We start from the raw sequence: 18,972 nt of genomic DNA, 5'->3' as shown, positions 1-18,972 counted from the left end.
GTCCAAGGCGGCACACTGGTGCGATGGGTGAGAACAAGCAGCGCATGCTGGCCGGCGAGTGGTACATCCCCGACGACGAGGAGCTGGCGGCCGACTCGGTCCGCCGCGAGGAACTGTGCCGGGCCTACGACCGGGCGACCGACCAGGCCGAACGCAGGGCGGTGCTGGAGCAGTTGCTCGGCTCCGTGGGCGAAGGCGTCGGCATCAGGGCGCCCTTCCGCTGCGACTACGGCACCTACATCACCATCGGCCCGCGCACCTTCGTCAACTTCGGCGCGGTCTTCCTCGACGCGGCCCCCATCACGATCGGCGCCGACGTGCAGATCGGCCCGAACGTCCAACTGCTCACGCCCACCCACGAGTTGGACCCCGAGCGGCGGCGGGCCGGCTGGGAGCGGGCGCTGCCGGTGACGATCGGCGACAACGTGTGGATCGGCGGCGGCGCCATCGTCTGCCCCGGGGTGACGATCGGGCCGGACACGGTGGTCGGCGCCGGGTCGGTGGTCACCAAGGACCTGCCCGCGGGGGTGCTCGCGGTGGGGAATCCGGCGCGGGTGGTCCGGCGCCTGGAGCGCACGCTCCAGGCGTGAACGTGCGGCGTTGCGGCCCCGGCGCGAACCCGCCCCCGTTCACGCCGTGTTCGGCACCGGTCCGGTCGAGCCGCGCAGCACCAGGTGGGTGGACAGCTCCACGTGGAGGGTGTCCACGGTGTGCCGGTCCAGCAGCCGCACCAGCAGGGACACCGCCATGCGGCCCATCTCCTCCAACGGCTGGCGGACCGTGGTGAGTTGGGGGACGGTGCTGCGGCTGAGGTCGATGTCGTCGAAGCCGGTGATCGACAGGTCGTGCGGCACCCGCAGCCCCCGCTCGTAGGCCGCGCGCAACGCGCCCACCGCCGCCTTGTCGTTGAAGGCCACCAGGGCGGTGGGCCGCTGCGGCAGGTCCAGCAGCTCGCACGCGGCGCCGTAGCCCCACTCGGCGGTCGGCTCGATGCTGCGCAGCAGCTCCGCCGAGGGCAGCACGCCCGCCTCGGCCAGAGCCGCGGTGTGCCCCGCCAGCCGGTGCTGGCTGGCCAGCCAGTCGCTCGGGCCGCCGATCACCCCGATCCTGCGGTGGCCCAGGCCCACCAGGTGCCCGGTGAGGCTGCGCGCGCCGGTGAGGTTCGCCGCCGACACCGACGCGATGTCGCGCGGCAGCGGGGTACGCGGATCGACCACCACGAACGGGAAGTCCGCCGCCCGCAGCGCCTCCAGCTCCCGCTCCGGCTCGGGCGGCACGATGAGCACCGCGCCCGCGATCCCGGGGTCGCGCGGCAGCCCGGCGAGCACCTGGGCCTCGCGGGCGGCGTCCCCCGCGCTCAGCACCAGCCGCCTGCCGTGCAGGTCCAGCGTCTCGGCGATCGAGGAGACGATCACCCCGAAGTAGTCGGTGAGCACGTACGGGCAGCGCACGTAGATCGCCCCGGCGGCGGTCCCCGGGCGGGCGGGCGGCGGGGCGCCCAGCCGGGCCACCGCCAGGCGGACCCGCTCCTGGGTGTCGGGCGCCACGTGCTCGTGCCCGTTCATCACCCGCGACACCGTCGCGATCGACACGCCCGCCTCGGCCGCGATCGCCCGCACCGTCGCCCGGGTGCCGTCAGCCCTGGGCACGCGTTACATCTCCCCGTTTCATCCGGGCATGCTAGCGCGCCCTCACGCGCCCGCACCAGGCCGCCCCCACCGCGAAGGAGCGTCACGCGGACGTTTCAGGCTGTTTCACCGCGCGGGCTGCGCGGTGAGCGGAGCCCCTCGACGCATGCCGGCGGTGTGCCCCCTGGCGGCGGCTACCCGGTGACGCGGGTGGCGGTGAACATGTAGCAGCCCCAGGCGATGTTGCGGCTGTGCACCTGGGCGACCGTGGGGTCGGCGAGGACGCGGGCGATGGCCTGCTCGGGGTCGCGGCCGTCGTGAACGGTGGTGGCGTCGTGGATCCAGCCGCGCGCGTCGTAGGCGCGCAGCACCTGCGGGCGGCCGATCCAGCCGGCCGGGTAGCCGCCGGGGACGGCCGGGCCGGGGCAGCGGTGGGCGTGCGCGAGGACGGCACCGGTCTCGCGGTAGGGGCTCTCCGGCAGCGGCGGGCGATGGCCGAACAGGATCAGCTCCTCACCGGGCCGGGCGTCGCGCAGGCAGCACCGCAAGGGATTGCCGCCCTCCGCCGTCAGCCGCACCACGGGCGTCCCGAAGTCGTCCACCCCGGCGGCCCGCACCCGCTCCAGCAGCTCGGCGGGCAACTCGTGCACCTGGAACGCGGCCGATGCGGCCGCCTGCGTCGTCATGCGCCCACCCTGCCGCCCGGCCGCGCGCGCTTCCGGCGGTTTGCGGACGTCGTCCTCGCTACCCCTCGCGCAGCACCGCCACCTCGCCCGGGGGCAGCAGCAGCGTGCCGCGGACCGGGCGGTCGGTGAGCAGGTCGTGTCCTGTGGCGGCGAGGGCGGCCGGGGCGGCGGTGTGGTTGACGGCGAAGAGCCAGGAGCCCTCGGGGGAGCGGCGGCGGGTGACCTCCACGCCGTTGCCCGCGCCCTGCGGGGCGGGCCGGCAGCCCGCCTCGGCGGACCAGCGGGGGAGCAGCCGGGCGAGCGAGGCGCCGTCGAAGCGGGTGGCCGCGTAGCGGACGCTGCCGCGGCCGAGCCGGCGGCGCAGCACGGCCGGTCCGCCCGCGGCCGGGCCGGTGGTGAAGCGGGCCTCGACCTCGGTGCCCGGCCCGGGGACGACCCGCTCGGCCCACACCCGGCCGGCCGACCCGTCGTCCAGGGCGACCTCCTCGCCGGCGGCCAGCGGCAGGAACTCGTCCACGTGCAGCCCCAAAAGTCCGCCGAGCAGAGCCGGGTACGGCCCCGCGGGCACCCGGTCGTCGCGGTCGGCCACCCCGCTGAAGGGCCCCACCACGACATGGCCGCCCGCCTCGGCGAAGGCGGCCAGCGCCTCGGCCGCACCGGGCGGCGCCGTGTAGAGCGAGGGCACCAGCAGCAGCCGGTACGGTCCAGGTTCGGCCGCGTGCTCACCGCCGGGTACGGGGATCAGGTCGCAGCCCAGGCCCGCCGTCCACAGCGCCCGGTGCCAGGCCCGCAGCTCCTCGCGGTGGACCATGTCCCGGCTGGGCCGGTCCGGCAGCTCCAGCGCCCACCAGGCGTCGTAGTCCCACACCAGCGCCGCCTGCGCGGGCTCGCAGCGGCTGCCGGCGGTCTCGGCGAGCCGGGCCACGGCCGCGCCCAGCGCCGATGCCTCGCGCCAGATGCGCGTGCCGGTGCCGCCGTGCGGGACCATCGCCGAGTGCCACTTCTCGGCGCCCGCGGCCGACTGGCGCCACTGGAAGAACAGCACGCCGTCGGCGCCGCGCGCGAGGTGGGTCAGGCTGTTGCGGGTCATCTCACCCGGCGCCTTGGCGAGGTTGCGCGGCTGCCACTGCACCGCCGAGGTCGAGTGCTCCATCAGCAGCCAGGGCTTGCCGCCGGCCAGGCCCCGGGTGAGGTCGGCGGCGAAGGCGAGTTCGGCGGTGCGGTGCGGGTCCTCGGCGGTCAGGTAGTGGTCGTTGGCGACGATGTCGACCTCCCGCGCCCACCGCCAGTAATCGGCGAGGCCGAAGGTGCCCGTCATGAGGTTCGTGGTGATCGGGCGGCCGGGCGAGTGCGGCCGGATCGCGTCGCGCTCCGCGGTGAAGCAGGCCAGCTGCTCGGCGTCGCCGAACCGCCGGAAGTCCAGCAGCAGCCCCGGCGGCAGGCTGCCCGTGCTGGTGCGCGGCGGCGTCACCTGCGACCAGTCGCTGAAGCGCATGCCCCAGAAGGCGGTGCCCCAGCGGGAGTTGAGGGCGTCCAGGTCGTCGCCGTGGGCGCGCCGCAGCCAGTCGCGGAAGGCGGCGGCCGAAGTGTCGCAGTAGCAGAGGGCGTTGGTGTTGCCGTACTCGTTGTTGACGTGCCACATCACCACCGCGGGGTGGTCGCCGTAGCGTTCGGCCAGCGCCGTGGTGATGCGGCTGGCGTGCGCGCGGTAGGCGGGCGAGGAGGGGCAGAATGCCTGCCGGGAACCCGGGGCCAGGCGCACACCGTCGGCGGTGACCGGCAGCGACTCGGGGTGGGCGTGGGAGAACCACAGCGGCGGTGCCGCGGTCGGCGTGGCGAGGTCCACCGCGATGCCGCCCTCGTGCAGCAGGCCCAGCACCTCGTCCATGCCGGTGAAGTCCAGCCGCCCGGGCTCGGGTTCGATCCAGGACCAGGCGAAGATGCCGAGCGAGACGAGGTTCACCCCGGCCTCGCGCATCAGCGCCACGTCCTCGCGCCACACCTGCGGCGGCCACTGCTCGGGGTTGTAGTCGGCCCCGTAGGCGGGGCGGGGGACCCGACCCCAGAAGGGGCGCGGGCGATCCGGATGGGGCATGGCGGGGTCCTCGGAACATCGGAAAAGGCGGGGCGGGCATGGGTGAGCGGGGCCGGGGGAGGCACCTCCCGGCCCCGCTCGGTCGGCCCGCCCGGCGCCGGCCGCGTGTCAGGGCGGGGCCGGCGCGCGGGGCGGACGGGTCTCGGCGGGATTCAGCAGGTGGTGCTGGACGCCGACGTGCAGGTGGACTGCGGGTCCTGCCCGGTCTTGGCCTGGTAGGTCGAGAACGGCGTGTACGGCGCGCTGTCGCTGCCCGGCCCCGTGGACCCGTACGGCGCGACGAGGAAGGTCACGGCCCCGGTCCCGGTCACCTTGTAGGTGTTGAGATTGAGGGCCGGCTGCGTGGTGCCGCACTGTGCCCAGGTGCTGTCCGTGCCGCACTGCTCGATGTGGACCAGCTTGCTCGGCACGGCGTGGGTGATCGTGTTGCCCCAGAAGGACGTCTCGCCCGGCAGGTAGCTGGACTGCGACATCAGCCAGGGGCCCGGCTGCGTGCGGTCGATGGTGTTGTGGTTGACGGTGATGTCCTGGATGTTCGACGGGTCGGTGGTGTTGCGGCCCGCCGTCCAGGTGAAGATGTCGCCCTGCGACTGGGAGCTGGGGTTCTGCCCGTTGTCGGTGCAGGTGTTGTTGGTGACCGTGACATCGGAGGTGAGCAGGTCGCGGCCGCCGAAGACCGCGACGCAGTAGGCGTCGTTGCCCTCGATCGTGTTGTGGTCGATCAGGCTCTTGGTGGAGTAGGTGTCGGCGTCGATACCGCCGCCGTCACCGCCGCCGCGCTTGTTGGCGTAGGAGTGGTTGTAGGTCGCCCGCACGTCGTAGGAGTTGGACCACCAGGCGCCCTCGCCGTTGAGCAGCGAGGGGTTGTGCCCGTCGGCGGACAGCCCGTTGCCGTTGTTGTGCAGGTCGTTCTGGTAGATGTGCAGTCCGGTGACCCCCGAACCCCAGATGCCGGAGGCGTCGTTGAACGCCGAGCCGGAGTTCTCGATCGTCACGTCCGAGACGCCGTCCTTGGGCGGCAGGGTGCTGCCCGTCAGGCCCATGTGGCAGTCGGGCGTGTTGTAGCCGCCCGGCTTGGTCGCGTCGTACACCGCCTTCTCGGCGTGGCCGATCTGGAAGCCGACCTCGTGGGAGTTGTAGGCGTCCACGTCGTCGATCGTCACATCGGCGATCTTCGCCGTCTCCTGGCAGGGCTCGACGATGACGCCGCCGGTGGAGGAGATCCAGTCCGAGGCGGTGATCTTGCCCGTCGTCGGATCCACCGTGACGCGCGGCCGGTTGGCCTGGTCGTGCACCTTCAGGCCGGTGAGCGTGAAGCCCTGCTGGGTGACGCCCGGCTGGTCGGCCTCGATCCACAGGCCGCGCCAGTAGCCGCCGACGATGTCGAGGTCCCGCACGTTCCAGTAGGAGACGTTCTTCAGGGCCACCGCGCTCGGGTTCGACATGTCGTCGATGTCCTGGCCGCCGTCGATCACCGGCAGCGGCTGCGAGGAGTCGCCGTAGGCGCCGATGGTGTTCCACGCGGTGGAGGTGCCCGAGCCCTGGATGTCGAGGGACCCGTCGCACACCGTGCCGTACTTGAAGAGCAGGCTCTCGCCCGCCAGGAAGTGGTGGCTGGACGCCTTGGCCAGGCTGGTGAACGGCTCTGCCTGGCTGCCGGTCTGGGTGCTGCCGGCGGCCTGGCAGTCCACGTAGTAGGTGGCCGGCGCGGTGGCGGCCGAGGCGGCCGGTGCGCCGGTGAGGGCGAGCGCGCCGGTCAGGGCCGCGACCGCCCCGAGCGCGGCGGCGGCGGTACGGGCGCGGGCGCGCCCCGGCCGGATGTTTTCGGGCATGGCGGATCGATGTCCCTTCGTCCGAGGAGACGTTGCGTGACTGCCGTGTGGAGCGTTCGTGCGGTGGTGCGGACGGTGCGGCGCGCTCAGCCCTTGACCGCGCCCACCATCACCCCCTTCGAGAAGTGCTTCTGCAGGAAGGGGTAGACCAGGAGGATCGGCACCAGGCTGATGACGAGGATCGCCATCTGCAGCGACTGCTGCGGCGGCGGCGTGGTGCCCAGGGCCGCGATGTTGTCCGCGCCCAGCGGCGCGTTGTTGACCACATAGGTGCGCAGCACCAGCTGCAGCGGCCACTTCGCGGTGTCGTTGATGTAGAGCATCGCGGTGAAGAAGCTGTTCCAGAAGCCGACCGCGTAGAACAGGCCGACCACGGCGAGCACCGCCTTCGACAGGGGCAGCACGATCCGGGTCAGCACCCGGAACTCGCCGGCCCCGTCGATGCGGGCGGAGTCCAGGATGTCCTGCGGCAGGTCCATGAAGAACGACCGCATGACGATGACGTTGAACCCGTTGACCATCACCGGCACGATCAGCGACCAGTACGAGTTCAGCAGCCCGAACTCCTTGACCACCAGGTAGCTCGGGATGATGCCGGGGCTGAACATCAAGGTGAACAGCACCGTCAGCAGCAGCGGCTTGTGCGCGAAGGTGCCCGGCCGGGACAGCGCGTAGGCGAGCGCGGCGGTGCAGGCCAGCGCCAGCACCGTGCCCACCACGGTGATGCCGACCGACACCAGCAGCGCCCGGGTCACCACCCCGCCCGACAGCACCGCCCGGTAGGCGTACAGCGACGGGTGGTCGGGCCACAGCACGAACCCGCCGGCCTTCGTGACCTGGTCCTTGTCCGCCAGCGAGGTGGAGATGACCGCGACGAAGGGGACCACCACCACCGCGCAGCACACCAGCAGCACCAGGCCCTTCAGGCCGCGCACCGGCAGCGAGGCGCCGCCCGTACCGGGCCCGGTGGTGCCGCGGCGGCCGGGCGGGGCGGGGGAACGGCGGCCGGCCGCCCTGGTGATCGGACTGCGCCTGCGCGCCGGCCTGTTGGTGACTGCGGTGCTCACGACTCGTACACCCCGCGCTCTCCGAAGATGTGGGCGACCTTGTTCGCGCCCAGGACCAGGGCCACGCTGACCACGCCCTTGACCAGGCCGACCGCGGCGGACACACCCCAGTCGCCGTTGATCACGCCGTGGTTGTAGACGTAGGTGTCCAGCACCTCCGAGGCGTCGGTGCCCACCGGGGCCTGCTGGAGCAGGATCTGCTCGAAGCCGGTGTTCAGCGCGTCGCCCAGCTTGAGGATGAACATCAGCACCACGACGCCCCGGATGCCGGGCAGCGTCACGTGCCACAGCTGGCGCGTCTTGCTCGCGCCGTCCACGGCCGCCGCCTCGTACAGGCTGGTGTCGATGCGGGACAGCGCGGCCAGGAAGAGGATCGTGCCCCAGCCGGAGTCCTTCCAGACCACCTGCGAGGTGATCAGCACCTTGAACAGGCCCGGGTCGCCGATGATGTGGAAGCCGCCCGAACCGTGGTGCGCCAGCCAGGTGTTGAGCATCCCGGCGTTGCCCAGCATCGACTGGAACAGGGCGACCACGATCACCCAGGACATGAAGTGCGGCAGGTAGAGCACCGACTGCACGATCCGCTTGATCCGCTCCGAGAGCAGCGAGTTGAGCAGCAGCGCCACCGCGATCGGCACCGGGAAGACGAAGACGACCTGCGCCAGGGCCACGATCAGCGTGTTCTTCAGGGCGGTGACGAACTCCGGGTCGCCGTTGAAGATCACGTCGAAGTTCGACAGTCCCACCCACGGCGAGCCGGAGATGCCCAGGAAGGGCTGGTAGTCCTTGAACGCGATGACGTTGCCGAGCAGCGGCAGGTAGCAGAACAGCAGCACCACCGCGATGCCCGGCAGCGCGAGCAGCAGCAGGAACCGGTCCCGCCGCAGCCGGGCGAGCCGGCCCCGCCCTGCCGCGGGCCCCCCGCCGCGACCCCCGCCGTCCCCGCGCGGCCGCGGGCCGCGGGCCTTGCCCGGCCGCAGCCGCCGCGTCGCCTCGACAGCCATCTCTCCTCCTGGACCTCGTGTGCCTCGTTGCGGGTCCCCGCCCGCGCTTGCGAACCGTACGTCCCGCCGGGTGGGCGCCCCCTGCGGCGCCCGCCCGGCCGGAGCTCAGCTCGCGGACTCCGCGTACTCCGCGGACATCCGGTCGCCGCCGGCCGACCGCCACTGCCGCATCACGTCGTCCCAGTGCGAGAGCGGCTGGCGGCCGAAGGCGATGTCCAGCTGCGCGTCGTCGGTGATCTTCTTCAGCTGGGCGCCCTTGCGGCTGTTGGTGTCGGAGTAGCGGCCCACCGCCGGGTTGGCGATCAGGTTCTCCGAGATCCGCACGTGCCAGGTGTGCTGGGTGGTCACCTCGGCCTTGGGCCCCGGGCCCAGGATGGTCGGCGCGTCGGTGATGTACTGCACGTCGACCAGCTCGCGGGCGCCGCGCGCGGTGGGAGTCGGCAGCCCGTCCTTCCAGGTGTAGTCCACGCCCTCGACGCCGAACTTGCGCTGCAGGTGCTCGGCGGTGCCGATGGGCGCGCACAGCCAGTTGAGGAAGTTCAGCAGCGCCTTCGTCTTCTTCTCGCCCAGGCCCTTGCGGATCACGGTGAGGCCCTGGCTGCCGGTGCCGGCGTAGTGCTTGGCGTCACCGCCGCCGTCGTACTTCGGCTCCACCAGCGCGGTGACCTTGTCGTAGCCGATCTCCTTGCCGAAGATGTCCCAGGCCGCGTAGCCGTCGCTGGTCATCACCGTGCGGCCGCTGGCGAAGTAGTCCCGCAGCGGGGTGAACTGGGCGGTCGCGGAGGCGGAGTCGGGGTGGAACAGCCCCTGCTTGACCATGTCCCGGACCATGCCGAGCGCCTGCTTGGTGCCCTCGCTCAGCCAGAAGCTGGTGAACTTGCCGCCGGTGCTGTCCCAGGTGTTGGGCACGCCCAGCATCATCTGCAGGTGCGTGACCATGCCCCACACGTCCGCGCACGCCCAGCGGCTCTTCCTCGCGTCCGTGACGTCCTTCATCAGCTGCAGGAACTCCTGGTAGCTCTTCGGCTCCGGGTTCGCCCCCACCTGGCGGATGATGTCGGCGCGCAGGAACAGCGGGTTGGAGGGCAGCGCCCGCGGCTGCGGCACGGCGTAGATCGTCCCGTTGGCCACGGCCGTCTTCCACGACTCGGTCGGGATGTTCGCCAGGTACGGGTACTCCTTGGCCGCGTCGCCGGACAGATAGGGGCCCAGGTCCGCGAAGAGCTTCTCCATCACCTGCGGCTGGTCCGGGGTCGGCACCGGGAAGCCGGCGATGTCGGGCAGGTCGCCGCCCGCGATCAGCGTCTGGAACTTCGTCGGGTAGTCGCCGCCGGTGGCCAGCGTGATGTTCAGCTTGGCGCCCGCGCCCTTGTCCAGCTGCTGCCAGAAGGCGTTGTCGCCCTGCTGGGGCGGCACCGCGCTGTAGGTCGGGTAGATGATGCTGACCTCGCCGATCCCGGCCAGCGGGGGCGTGGCGAACGCCTGCTTGGGGTGTCTGGGGTAGCTGAAGTAGCCGGGCATGGCGCCGGCCGCCGTCCCCGGCAGGTCCGGGCGGACCACGGTGACCGGCGCGTACACCGGCAGCTTCGCCCGCGCGTTGGCCGCGGCGGTGTCCTTGGTGGCCGGGCTGGTCGAACACGACGACAGCAGCGGCACCGCGGCGCCCGCGGCGGCCAGCGAACCGGCGGCCAGGAACGTGCGGCGGGAGGGGCCTGTAACAGGAGCCATGGCGGCGGACCTTCCGTGCGGGTGGTGAGTCGTACTGATCATCTGGATGCGGTGCGGGGGAGTTCGCAGGGGCAACGCGCCCATCGCGACGCGGTGCGGGCGAGGTTCGGGCGGCGCGCCCCTGCGCGGGTACGGGGCGAGTGGGGGCCGCGGGCGGTGTCAGCGCTGTGCGGTCCGCAGGTGCTCGGGCCAGGTCAGCTGGAAGCCCAGCCGGGTCCGCAGCAGCCGCTGGAAGTCGGCCAGCAGCGCCGGATCGTTGCGGACCTTGCGCGGGGTGCTGCCGGAGTTCAGGCAGTGCGCGGCCAGCGCGCCCGCGGCCTCGCCGATCGTCCACTCCACCGGGTGCAGCCGGTAGCAGCCGTTGGTGATGTGCGTGGTGCCGATGTTCTTGTTCGCCGGCAGCAGGTTCTCCACCCGCTGCGGGATCAGCGCGCCCAGCGGTATCTGGAACGGGTGGTCGGCGATGTCGATGTACGTGCGCGGCCCGCTGCGGCCGCCGGAACTGGGGTGCAGGTCGATCCGGTACGAGCCGGTGCCCACCGTGTCGGCGAACGGCTCCGCGCCGGCCGGCAGCCCCGCCTCGGCCCGCGCCTGCACCCCCACGTGCTGCTCCAGCACCGTGAACTCCGCGCGGATGCGCCGCGATTCGCGGATGTAGGGGCGCATGGCGAGGCCGTCGTCGGTGCCGAGCACATCGCCGCGCAGCCGCAGGCCCTTGTACCCGGTGCCGCCGTCGAGCCGGGGCGCCTCGGTCTGCATCCAGTACAGGAAGGACAGGCTCTGCCGGCGGGACGCCTCCAGGTGCCGCTCGCGGGTGGCGTCGTCCACGCCGATGAGAGGGCCCTCCATGTAGTCGATCTGCGGCCAGTTGACGAGCGTGACATCGCTCCCGTAGCGCCCGGGGCGGTAGTTGGCGGCCGAGAAGATCCGGCGGAAGTTCCACCGGTCGGCGGTGACGTGGCCGCGCGGGGAGTCGGGGTGCTCGAAGATCGCCTCCCGGCGCGGCGCGAGCGTCTGCGGGATGACGTCCTCCCACGACAGCAGCGGCGCCGGCCAGAAGTCCGGCCGGTAGGCGCGCCAGAAGTCGTAGTCCGCGGGGCGGTCGATGGTGAAGTCCGCCTCCGGGTGGTAGTCCACGGCGAAGCACCAGGTGAAGGACTGCTGGTCCAGCGGGTCGGCCGGCCCGTCCAGGGCGTGCGGCTCGCCGGTCTCGTCGCGGCTCTCGGCGCCGGTCACGTGCTCCACCCCGGCCAGCTCCAGCAGGTCGCCGAGCTCGGTGGCGTCCAGGATGTACGGGGCGGTGAGGGTGACCTGCTCGCCGGTCCGGCGGGCGCGCAGGGTGACGGAGACGACCTGGTCGCCCTCGGTCTCCGCGGCGACCGGCTCGTGCTCGGTGAGCACGGTGAGCTGGGCGTCGGAACGGAAAGGAGCGAGCAGTTCGGCGATGGCGGTGACGCCCACGGCGGGCTCGTGGCAGATGGGGCTGACCCCGCCGCCGCCGGGGTTGAGCACCGAGGTGACCAGGGCGTCGTCGTTGAGGTCGTAGTTGCGGCGGTAGTAGTCGCGGATGTTCCGGCGCAGCCGCCGGTAGCTGCGGGTGGCGCCCTCGGTCTCGATCCAGGGGTGCTCGTCCGGCGGCACGGCCTGCGAGGTCATCTGGCCGCCGAGCCAGGGCGACTCCTCGGTCAGCACGACCCGGCGGCCGAGCCGGGCGGCCGCGAGCGCGGCCGCCACGCCGCCGAGCCCGCCGCCGACCACGAGGACGTCGGTCTCCTGCGCCGTCTCCTGCACCGTCATGGGGAACCTTTCCGCCGGGGGACTTCCGGCCGGGGGCTGCCCGAGGGCAGGGCCCGGCCCGTCCGCAGAACGCGATGTGGGGGTCGATGCGGGGGCCGCGGAGACGCTGCCGGCGGTCAACCGCCCCTGCGGGCAAGGGCGGTGGCGGGGGCGGCGGCCTTGTGCTCCCTGGCCTGTGTTTCCGGGTGATAAAGCGCATCAACCAATGCGGTTAACCTAGGCTCGCCGCGTTAGGGTGTCAACGAGTGGACCGAAGAAATTTCGCTGCGCGGCTCAGGGGGTGTTCCACGGTGCCCTTCGACTCGGGGGTGCCCCGCTCGCGGGGCTCCGGAGCGGGCGCACTCCGGGCCGCCGGGCCCGTGCGGGCGCCTCGGCCTCCGCTTCGCGGGGGTGTCGGGGCCGGGCTCTTGGGCTTCGCCTTCGTGTGCCGTGCCGGGGGCGTCTCCCGGGCGGGTCCCCCGGGCGGCCGGGGCGGGGGTTCGGTGCCGCCGCCTTCGTACACGGTGCCGGCGGTGGTCCCGGGCCGGCGCCACGCGTGGGGCTGGCGAGAAGCGGGTCCGGCACTGCGGGGCTTCGTCTTCGTACACGGTGCCGCGGCGTGTACCGGGTCGGCGGCGCGCGGGGCGGTGGGGCAGGCGCGGGGCGCGGTAGGTTTCCGGTGCCGTGGGGGCCCGGTGACGCTTCGGGCCGTACGGGTTCGCGGGCAGTGGTGAGGCAGCGGTGAGGGAGGCATGGTGGCGAAGGAGAGTGCCGCGGAGGGCGCGGGCGAGGGCCGGAAGGCGTCGCGCGCGGGCCGCGGCAGCCGTACCGGCGGTACGAGCGGCGGGGCCGAGAGCGGTGCCCGCAAGAAGATCACCCAGTCGGACGTGGCGCGGCACGCCGGCGTGTCGACCGGCATCGTGTCCTCGGTGATCAACGGCCGCGACTACGGTTCGATCCGGGTCAGCGACGCCACCCGCGACCGGGTGCGCCGCTCCATCCGCGAACTCGGCTACGTGCCGAACATCGCCGCCCGCAACCTCGCCCGCGGCAGCAACCGCCTGATCGGCGTCTTCACCTACCAGCCGATCTTCCCGCTGGAGAGCCGGGACTTCTACTACGAGTTCCTGATCGGCATCGAGGAGGAGGCCGAGCGGGCGGGCTACAACCTGCTGCTGGTGACGGGCTCCAAGGACCGCAGGAGCGAGCGGTCGATCTACGCCGACGGGGTCAACAGCCTGCAACTGGCGGACGGTTCGGTGCTCATCGGGGTCAACGAGTCGGCGCAGGAGCTGTCCCGGCTCACCGACGAGTCGTATCCGTTCGTCTTCGTCGGGCACCGCGAGATCCCCGGCGTGGACCTGTCGTACGTCGCGGCCGACTACTTCGGTGGCACCGTGGCGATCGTCGCCGACCTGGTCGCGCGCGGCCACCGCCGGATCGGCTTCGTGCAGAGCGCGGGCGGCTTCGAGGGAATCCCCGGGCGGCGGGCGGGATTTCGCGCCTCGCGGGCCGAACTCGGCCTGACCGCCGAGGAGACGCCGGTGCTCACCCTGGGCACCCCGGCGCCGGGCGCCGAACCCGAGGCCGACGCCACCCTGCCGGGCATCGCCGACCTGCTCCGGTGGACGGCGGCGCACGGCACCACGGCCCTGGTGGTGGAGGTGAGCACGGACGCGGCGGCGATCCGCGCGGCCGCTCTTGCCGCGGGCCTCGCGGTGCCCGCCGACCTCGCCCTGGTCGGCCTGAGCGGCACCCCCGAGCAGCCCCAGGTCTCCGACCTCGCCGAACTCCACATCCCCCGCCGGGAGATGGGCCAGGAGGCGGTCCGCCTTCTCCTCCGCCTGCTGGCCACCCCCGTGGAGGCTCCCCTCCGCTCGACCCTGGACTGCGGTCTCCGCACGGGCGTCACCCTGGGCCCGTAGCCGTCCGCTGCGGCGCCCGGCGGGCCGCACCGCAGGACGCAGCCGTCACCGTTCCCAGTGAGCAGCGGGCCGGACCGGTGGGGGCGGGAGCCGTTGCGGTGGTTAATAAAGCGCATTATCGTCGGGGGTCGCATCCGCCAGCGCACATCTTTGGGGGGCTTGACAGCCATGCCGTACGGACCGGACGACAGCCAGCGGGGCGACCGCGGGAAGGACGAGGCGCGGATCGCCGAGCTGGTGGGGCGGATGAGCGTCGCCGAGAAGTTCGGGCAGCTGCAGCAGCTCGCGTGGAACGGGGAGACCGGGCCCGGCGGCGGGCAGAACGCGCTGGTCGCCGGCGCCGCTCGCGCGGGCCGGCTCGGGTCCGTGCTCAACCTGCACGGGGCCAGGGAGACCAACGCGCTGCAGCGGATCGCCGTCGAGGAGTCCCCCCTCGGCATCCCGCTCGTCTTCGGCCTCGACGTCGTCCACGGCTTCTGGACCACCTTCCCCATCCCCCTCGCGCAGGCGGCGAGTTTCGACCCCGCGGTGGCCGCCGCCGACGCCGAGGTGTCGGCCGCGGAAGCCCGGGCCCACGGCGTGCACTGGACGTTCGCCCCCATGGCCGACGTCACCCGCGAGCCGCGCTGGGGCCGCATCGCCGAGAGCAGCGGCGAGGACGTGTACCTGACCTCCGTGCTCACCGCCGCCAAGGTCCGCGGTTACCAGGGCCCCAACGGGCCCGCCGCGCCCGACCGGCTGGCGGCCTGCGCCAAGCACTTCGCCGCCTACGGAGCCGTGGAGGGCGGCCGGGACTACAACACCGTCGATGTTTCCTGGCAGCGGCTGCGCAACGTGTACCTGCCCCCCTTCCGCGCCGCAGTCGAGGCGGGCGCGGCCACGGTGATGGCGGCGTTCACCACCGTCAACGGCGTGCCCGCTCACGCCCATCGCGAGCTGCTGGACGGGGTGCTGCGCGGCGAGTGGGGGTTCGACGGCGTGGTGGTGAGCGACTGGGGCGGGGTGCACGAGCTGATGGTGCACGGCCTGGCCGCCGACGGCGCCGACGCGGCCCGGCTCGCCTTCACCGCTGGTCTGGACATGGAGATGGCCGGCACCCACCTCGCGGAGAACGGCCCGCGCCTGCTCGACGCCGGGCTGATCAGCGAGGAGCGCCTGGACGAGGCGGTGGTGCGGGTGCTGCGGCTCAAGTCCCGGCTGGGGCTGTTCGAGCGGCCGTACGTCGAGGAGCGCGCGGCGCCGAGCGGTCCCACCGCGGCCACCCGCGCGGCAGCGCGCCGGGCCGCCGCCCGCTGCGCGGTGCTGCTGAAGAACGACGGCGGAGTGCTGCCACTGCGCCGTACGGGCGGCTCCCTCGCGGTGGTCGGCCCGTACGCGGACTCGCCCGACCTGCACGGCACCTGGGCAGGCCCCGGCGAGTCCCGCTTCCCGGCCCGCAGCGTGCTGGAGTCGCTGAGCGAGGCCGCTCCCGGCCTCGACATCCGGTACGCCGGATGCGGCGAGGAGGCGGTGGCTGCGGCCGAGGGCGCCGAGGCCGTCCTGGTCGTGGTCGGCGAACCCTCCGCGCTGAGCGGTGAGGCGTCCTCGCGGGCGGACCTGCGGCTGCCGCCGGAGCAGGAGCGGCTGATCGCCCAGGTGGCCGACACCGGGCGGCCGTTCGCGGTCGTGGTCGTCGCGGGGCGGCCGCTGGTCGTCGAGGAGTGGATCGACCGGGCGCCCGCGGTGCTGCTCGCCTGGCACGGCGGCATCGAAGCCGGGCCCGCACTCGCCGACGTCCTCCTCGGCGACGTGCCGCCCGGCGGGAAGCTGCCCGCGACCCTGCCGCGCTCGGTGGGCCAACTCCCGCTGTCCTACGACCACGAGCGCACCGGCCGGCCCGCCGACCCCGACCACCCGGACCGCCCCTTCACCTCCGGCTACCTCGACCTGCCGCACGGACCGCGCTTCCCCTTCGGACACGGCCTGAGCTACACGGAGTTCGCGATCTCCGCACCGCGGTGCGCCTCGCCCGGGATCGCGGTCGCCGACCTCGCCGCGGGGCGGCGGATCGAGATCACCGCCGAAGTGACGAACACCGGTACCCGCAGCGGCGACGAGGTCGTCCAGCTCTACGTGCACGATCCGGTGGCGTCCCAGGTCCAACCGGTGCGCAGGCTGCGCGGATTCGAGCGGGTGACACTGCGCCCGGGCGAATCGGCGGAGGTCCGCTTCCCGCTGGGCGCCGAGGACTTGGGCTTCCACACGGCGAACAGCACGGAACCGGTCCTGGAGCCGGGCCGGATCGAGGTGTACGTGGGAGCCGACTCGCGGGCGACGGCACGGCTCGACCTGACGCTCACCGGCTGAGACGCGCGAAGCCGACCCGTACGAGCCCGGCCGTACGACGCCCGACCGCACGAAACCGGGCCCGGCGCGGCCGGCACCGGAGGAGGCCGGGAGCGCACGAAGCCGGACCCCGCCCGGCCGGCCGTCACCCGACCGCCCCTGCCACCGAACCGCTCGCGCGCCCGACCCGAACGGCTCGCGCCACCCCGACCCCCTTGCCCGCCCGCCGCGTCCGCACCCCGCGGCCCGCACCGAACAGGCCCACCATGCTCATCGACATGCCCCTGGCCGAGCTGCGCTCCTACCGCCCCGAGCCCAGCGAGCCCGCCGACTTCGACGACTTCTGGCAGCGCACGCTCGCCGACGCCCGCGCCCAGGCGGCCCCCGCGCAGTTCGCGCCCTACGCGAGCGGCCTGCGCACAGTGGACGTCTTCGACGTCACCTTCACCGGTTACGCGGGCCAACCGGTGCGCGCCTGGCTGCTGCTGCCCCGGCACACCGAGGGCCCGCTGCCCTGCGTAGTGGAGTTCATCGGCTACCAGGGCGGCCGCGGCTTCCCGCACGAGTACCTGACCTGGTCCGCGGCCGGGTACGCCAACCTCGTGATGGACAACCGGGGCCAGGGCAGCGGCGGCCACACCCACGCGGTGACACCCGACCCCGCGCCCGCCGGCGCCCCGCACACCCCCGGCTACCTCACCCGCGGCATCGAGTCCCCGCAGACCTCCTACTACCGGCGGCTGTTCACCGACGCCGTGCGGGCCGTGGACACCGCCCGCGCCCACCCGCGGATCGACCCGGAACGGATCGCCGTCTACGGCGGCAGCCAGGGCGGCGGCATCGCCCTCGCAGCGGCCGCGCTCGGCGGCCCGGTGGCGGCCGCGCTGCTCGACGTGCCGTTCCTGTGCCACTTCCGGCGGGCGGCGGAGATCACCGACGCCGGGCCGTACTCCGAACTGGTCACCTTCGTGCGGACCCAACGCCACCGCGAGCAGGAGGCGTTCGCCACCCTCGACTACTTCGACGGCGTCAACCTCGCCGCCCGCGCGACAGCCCCCGCGCTGTTCTCCGTCGCCCTGATGGACGCCGTCTGCCCGCCCTCCACGGTCTTCGCCGCCTACAACCGCTGGGGCGGGCCGCACAAGGACATCCGGGTGTGGAAGTTCAACGGCCACGAGCAGGGCGGGGCCTACCAGACGGACGAGCAGATACGGTTCCTGGAGAAGGCGCTGGGCTGAGCGCCCGGGCTACTCCGGCGGGACCAGCGAGCCGTTCGCCAGCGCCTCGCGGGCCAAGGCGGCCGCGTCCGCGTAGAGGGCCGCCAGGTCGCGGGCGGCCTCCTCGGCGGCGAGCAGGGCACGGAACGCCGTGCCGTAGCGGCGCTGCTCGGGCAGCGGCATCTGGGGGACGCGGGCGCCGCGCACATCGAGGCGGGACGTGGTCGCCGTGGCGCGGCGTCTGGCCGCCGCGCCCAGCAGGAAGCCGTGGAGGAAGTCGGTGTCGAGCTGGTCGCTCGTCGAGACGGGCGAGCCCTCCGCGAACTCCACCAGGCCCGCCCGGGCGAGGTCGGCGACCCCCACCGACGCGCTCTCCAGGCTGCCCGCGCCGGCGCCCCGGGCGAGCGGCGGCAGCGCGTCGCCGAGAGCGGCGAGCCGGGCCAGCGCCGCGGCCCGCAGCGCCGCGTACTCGGCGGCGTAGTCGCGGTGGACGCCCGCCACGTGGGAGGCCGGGGTGAGGTCGACCACGTCGTCCAGCAGGTCGATCAGCGGCACCTCCACCACCTGCGCCGGCTGCGGGTCGAACGGGTCCTCCGGGCGGTTCGCGCTCAGGTCCACCATGCGCACCGCCTGCGCGCCCTCGGCGACCGGCCGCACCAGGAACCACAGGTGCACCGGCAGCGAGTGGCCGGTGGCCGTGCCCGGCGGCAGCCCCACCACCTGGGTGAGGATGCCGCGCCGCACCAGCTCCGCGCGGATCCGCCGGCCCGCCTTGCGGTAGGCGACCGACGCCGGCATCACCACCACCGTCCGCCCGCCGGGCGCGGTGTGCGCGTACGCGTGCTGGAGCCAGGCCAGTTCGCCCTCGGCCCGCGAGGGGATGCCCAACTCCCAGCGCCCGTCCAGCAGCAGCTCCTCGCGGCCCCAGTCCGGCCAGGCGACCGGCGGATCGCACACCACCAGGTCTGCCGTCAACTCCGGCCAGCGGTCGGCCCGCAGCGAGTCGCCCGAGCGGATACGGGTCGGCTCGCGCCCGGTGAGCCCGGCCCGCAGCGCGGCGAACTCGGCCATCGCGGGGTCGACCTCCTGGCCGAAGCGGGCCGGGCCCGACGCGGGGCCGAGCGCCAGCAGCAGGGTGCCGATACCGCAGGCCGGGTCGAAGAGGACGGCGTCCGGTGCGACCGGCTCGGTGAAGTGCCGTACGGCGGCCACGATCCGGGCCGAGGTGATGTGGTCGGTGCCCGAGCGGCGCGAGGAGTCCAGGAACCGCTCGGTGAGCCCGGCCACCACCTCGGCGGCGGGCGCCAGTTCGGCGGTGCGCCGGGTGTGGTCGACCAGCTCGGGGCTCAGGCCCGGCGGCGGGCATCCGTCGGCGAGCAGCCGCGCCACCGCGGCCAGGCCCTGCACGACGTCGTCGCCGTACTCCGCGCCGATCAGCTGCCACAGCCGCGCCTCGGCGGAGACCTCCTGCACCTTGTCCTGCCGGGCGAGCCAGGCGCGCACCTCCGACAGCAGGAACAGCGGGCTGTTGGCGCGGCCGCCCGCGGGCGCCGGGAAGTCGTCGTGGCGGCGCCGCCAGTTGGACACCGCCGCCCGTGTCACCCCCGCCAGCCGGGCGATCTCCGCACCCGTGACCAGTGGCTCCCCGGCCGCGTGTGCGTCGACGCTCATGCCCGCCACCGTACACGC

Annotated in this window: 13 protein-coding genes; 4 read left to right on the top strand and 9 right to left on the bottom strand. The window is 73.7% G+C overall.

Going from position 1 to position 18,972, the window contains the following annotated elements; translation table 11 throughout:
• The first annotated feature begins 23 nt into the window (after positions 1-23).
• Positions 24-590, top strand: coding sequence for a sugar O-acetyltransferase (locus tag BLR33_RS01670; protein WP_093782398.1), 567 nt, complete (start codon positions 24-26; stop codon positions 588-590).
• A 39-nt stretch (positions 591-629) separates the two neighbouring features.
• Here BLR33_RS01670 and BLR33_RS01665 read toward each other — a convergent pair whose 3' ends face one another.
• The 8 genes from BLR33_RS01665 to BLR33_RS01630 form a co-directional block, all read right to left on the bottom strand.
• Positions 630-1,649: a LacI family DNA-binding transcriptional regulator gene (locus tag BLR33_RS01665; protein ID WP_093782397.1), complete on the bottom strand. Its 1,020-nt coding sequence runs from the start codon at positions 1,647-1,649 to the stop codon at positions 630-632.
• A gap of 173 nt (positions 1,650-1,822) precedes the next feature.
• Entirely contained in the window at positions 1,823-2,314 is a 492-nt protein-coding gene (locus BLR33_RS01660) for a DUF1203 domain-containing protein (protein ID WP_093782396.1), read from the bottom strand.
• Between the two features lie 58 nt (positions 2,315-2,372).
• Positions 2,373-4,409, bottom strand: coding sequence for a beta-galactosidase (locus tag BLR33_RS01655; protein WP_093782395.1), 2,037 nt, complete (start codon positions 4,407-4,409; stop codon positions 2,373-2,375).
• Positions 4,410-4,561: 152 nt separating this feature from the next.
• Positions 4,562-6,241: a right-handed parallel beta-helix repeat-containing protein gene (locus tag BLR33_RS01650; RefSeq protein ID WP_093782394.1), complete on the bottom strand. Its 1,680-nt coding sequence runs from the start codon at positions 6,239-6,241 to the stop codon at positions 4,562-4,564.
• A gap of 86 nt (positions 6,242-6,327) precedes the next feature.
• Positions 6,328-7,308 (bottom strand): carbohydrate ABC transporter permease, encoded by a 981-nt coding sequence (locus tag BLR33_RS01645; protein ID WP_093782393.1) that lies wholly within the window; start codon positions 7,306-7,308, stop codon positions 6,328-6,330.
• Positions 7,305-8,312: an ABC transporter permease gene (locus BLR33_RS01640; protein WP_093782392.1), complete on the bottom strand. Its 1,008-nt coding sequence runs from the start codon at positions 8,310-8,312 to the stop codon at positions 7,305-7,307. Before BLR33_RS01640 ends, BLR33_RS01645 begins: the two co-directional genes overlap by 4 nt.
• 105 nt (positions 8,313-8,417) lie before the next feature.
• Positions 8,418-10,040, bottom strand: a complete 1,623-nt coding sequence (locus BLR33_RS01635) for an extracellular solute-binding protein (protein WP_176930069.1) — start codon at positions 10,038-10,040, stop codon at positions 8,418-8,420.
• Positions 10,041-10,199: 159 nt separating this feature from the next.
• Positions 10,200-11,837 (bottom strand): FAD-dependent oxidoreductase, encoded by a 1,638-nt coding sequence (locus BLR33_RS01630; protein ID WP_093782390.1) that lies wholly within the window; start codon positions 11,835-11,837, stop codon positions 10,200-10,202.
• Between the two features lie 731 nt (positions 11,838-12,568).
• On the opposite strand from BLR33_RS01630, the gene BLR33_RS01625 reads away from it, so the two are divergent.
• The 3 genes from BLR33_RS01625 (at position 12,569) to BLR33_RS01615 (ending at position 17,304) form a co-directional block, all read left to right on the top strand.
• Positions 12,569-13,741 (top strand): LacI family DNA-binding transcriptional regulator, encoded by a 1,173-nt coding sequence (locus tag BLR33_RS01625; protein WP_093782389.1) that lies wholly within the window; start codon positions 12,569-12,571, stop codon positions 13,739-13,741.
• A 168-nt stretch (positions 13,742-13,909) separates the two neighbouring features.
• On the top strand, positions 13,910-16,087 hold the full coding sequence (locus BLR33_RS01620) for a glycoside hydrolase family 3 N-terminal domain-containing protein (RefSeq protein WP_093782388.1): 2,178 nt from the start codon (positions 13,910-13,912) through the stop codon (positions 16,085-16,087).
• 245 nt (positions 16,088-16,332) lie between these two features.
• Positions 16,333-17,304 carry an acetylxylan esterase gene (locus BLR33_RS01615; protein ID WP_093782387.1) on the top strand — a complete coding sequence of 324 codons (972 nt, stop codon included), beginning with the start codon at positions 16,333-16,335 and terminating at the stop codon, positions 17,302-17,304.
• 9 nt (positions 17,305-17,313) lie between these two features.
• Here the strand turns inward: BLR33_RS01615 and BLR33_RS01610 are convergent, their stop codons facing one another.
• Entirely contained in the window at positions 17,314-18,954 is a 1,641-nt protein-coding gene (locus BLR33_RS01610) for an N-6 DNA methylase (protein WP_093782386.1), read from the bottom strand.
• Positions 18,955-18,972 lie beyond the last annotated feature (18 nt).

This window comes from Actinacidiphila guanduensis (genome assembly GCF_900103985.1).
Taxonomy (GTDB): Bacteria; Actinomycetota; Actinomycetes; order Streptomycetales; family Streptomycetaceae; genus Actinacidiphila; species Actinacidiphila guanduensis.
This window is presented reverse-complemented; position numbering and strand designations above follow the sequence as displayed.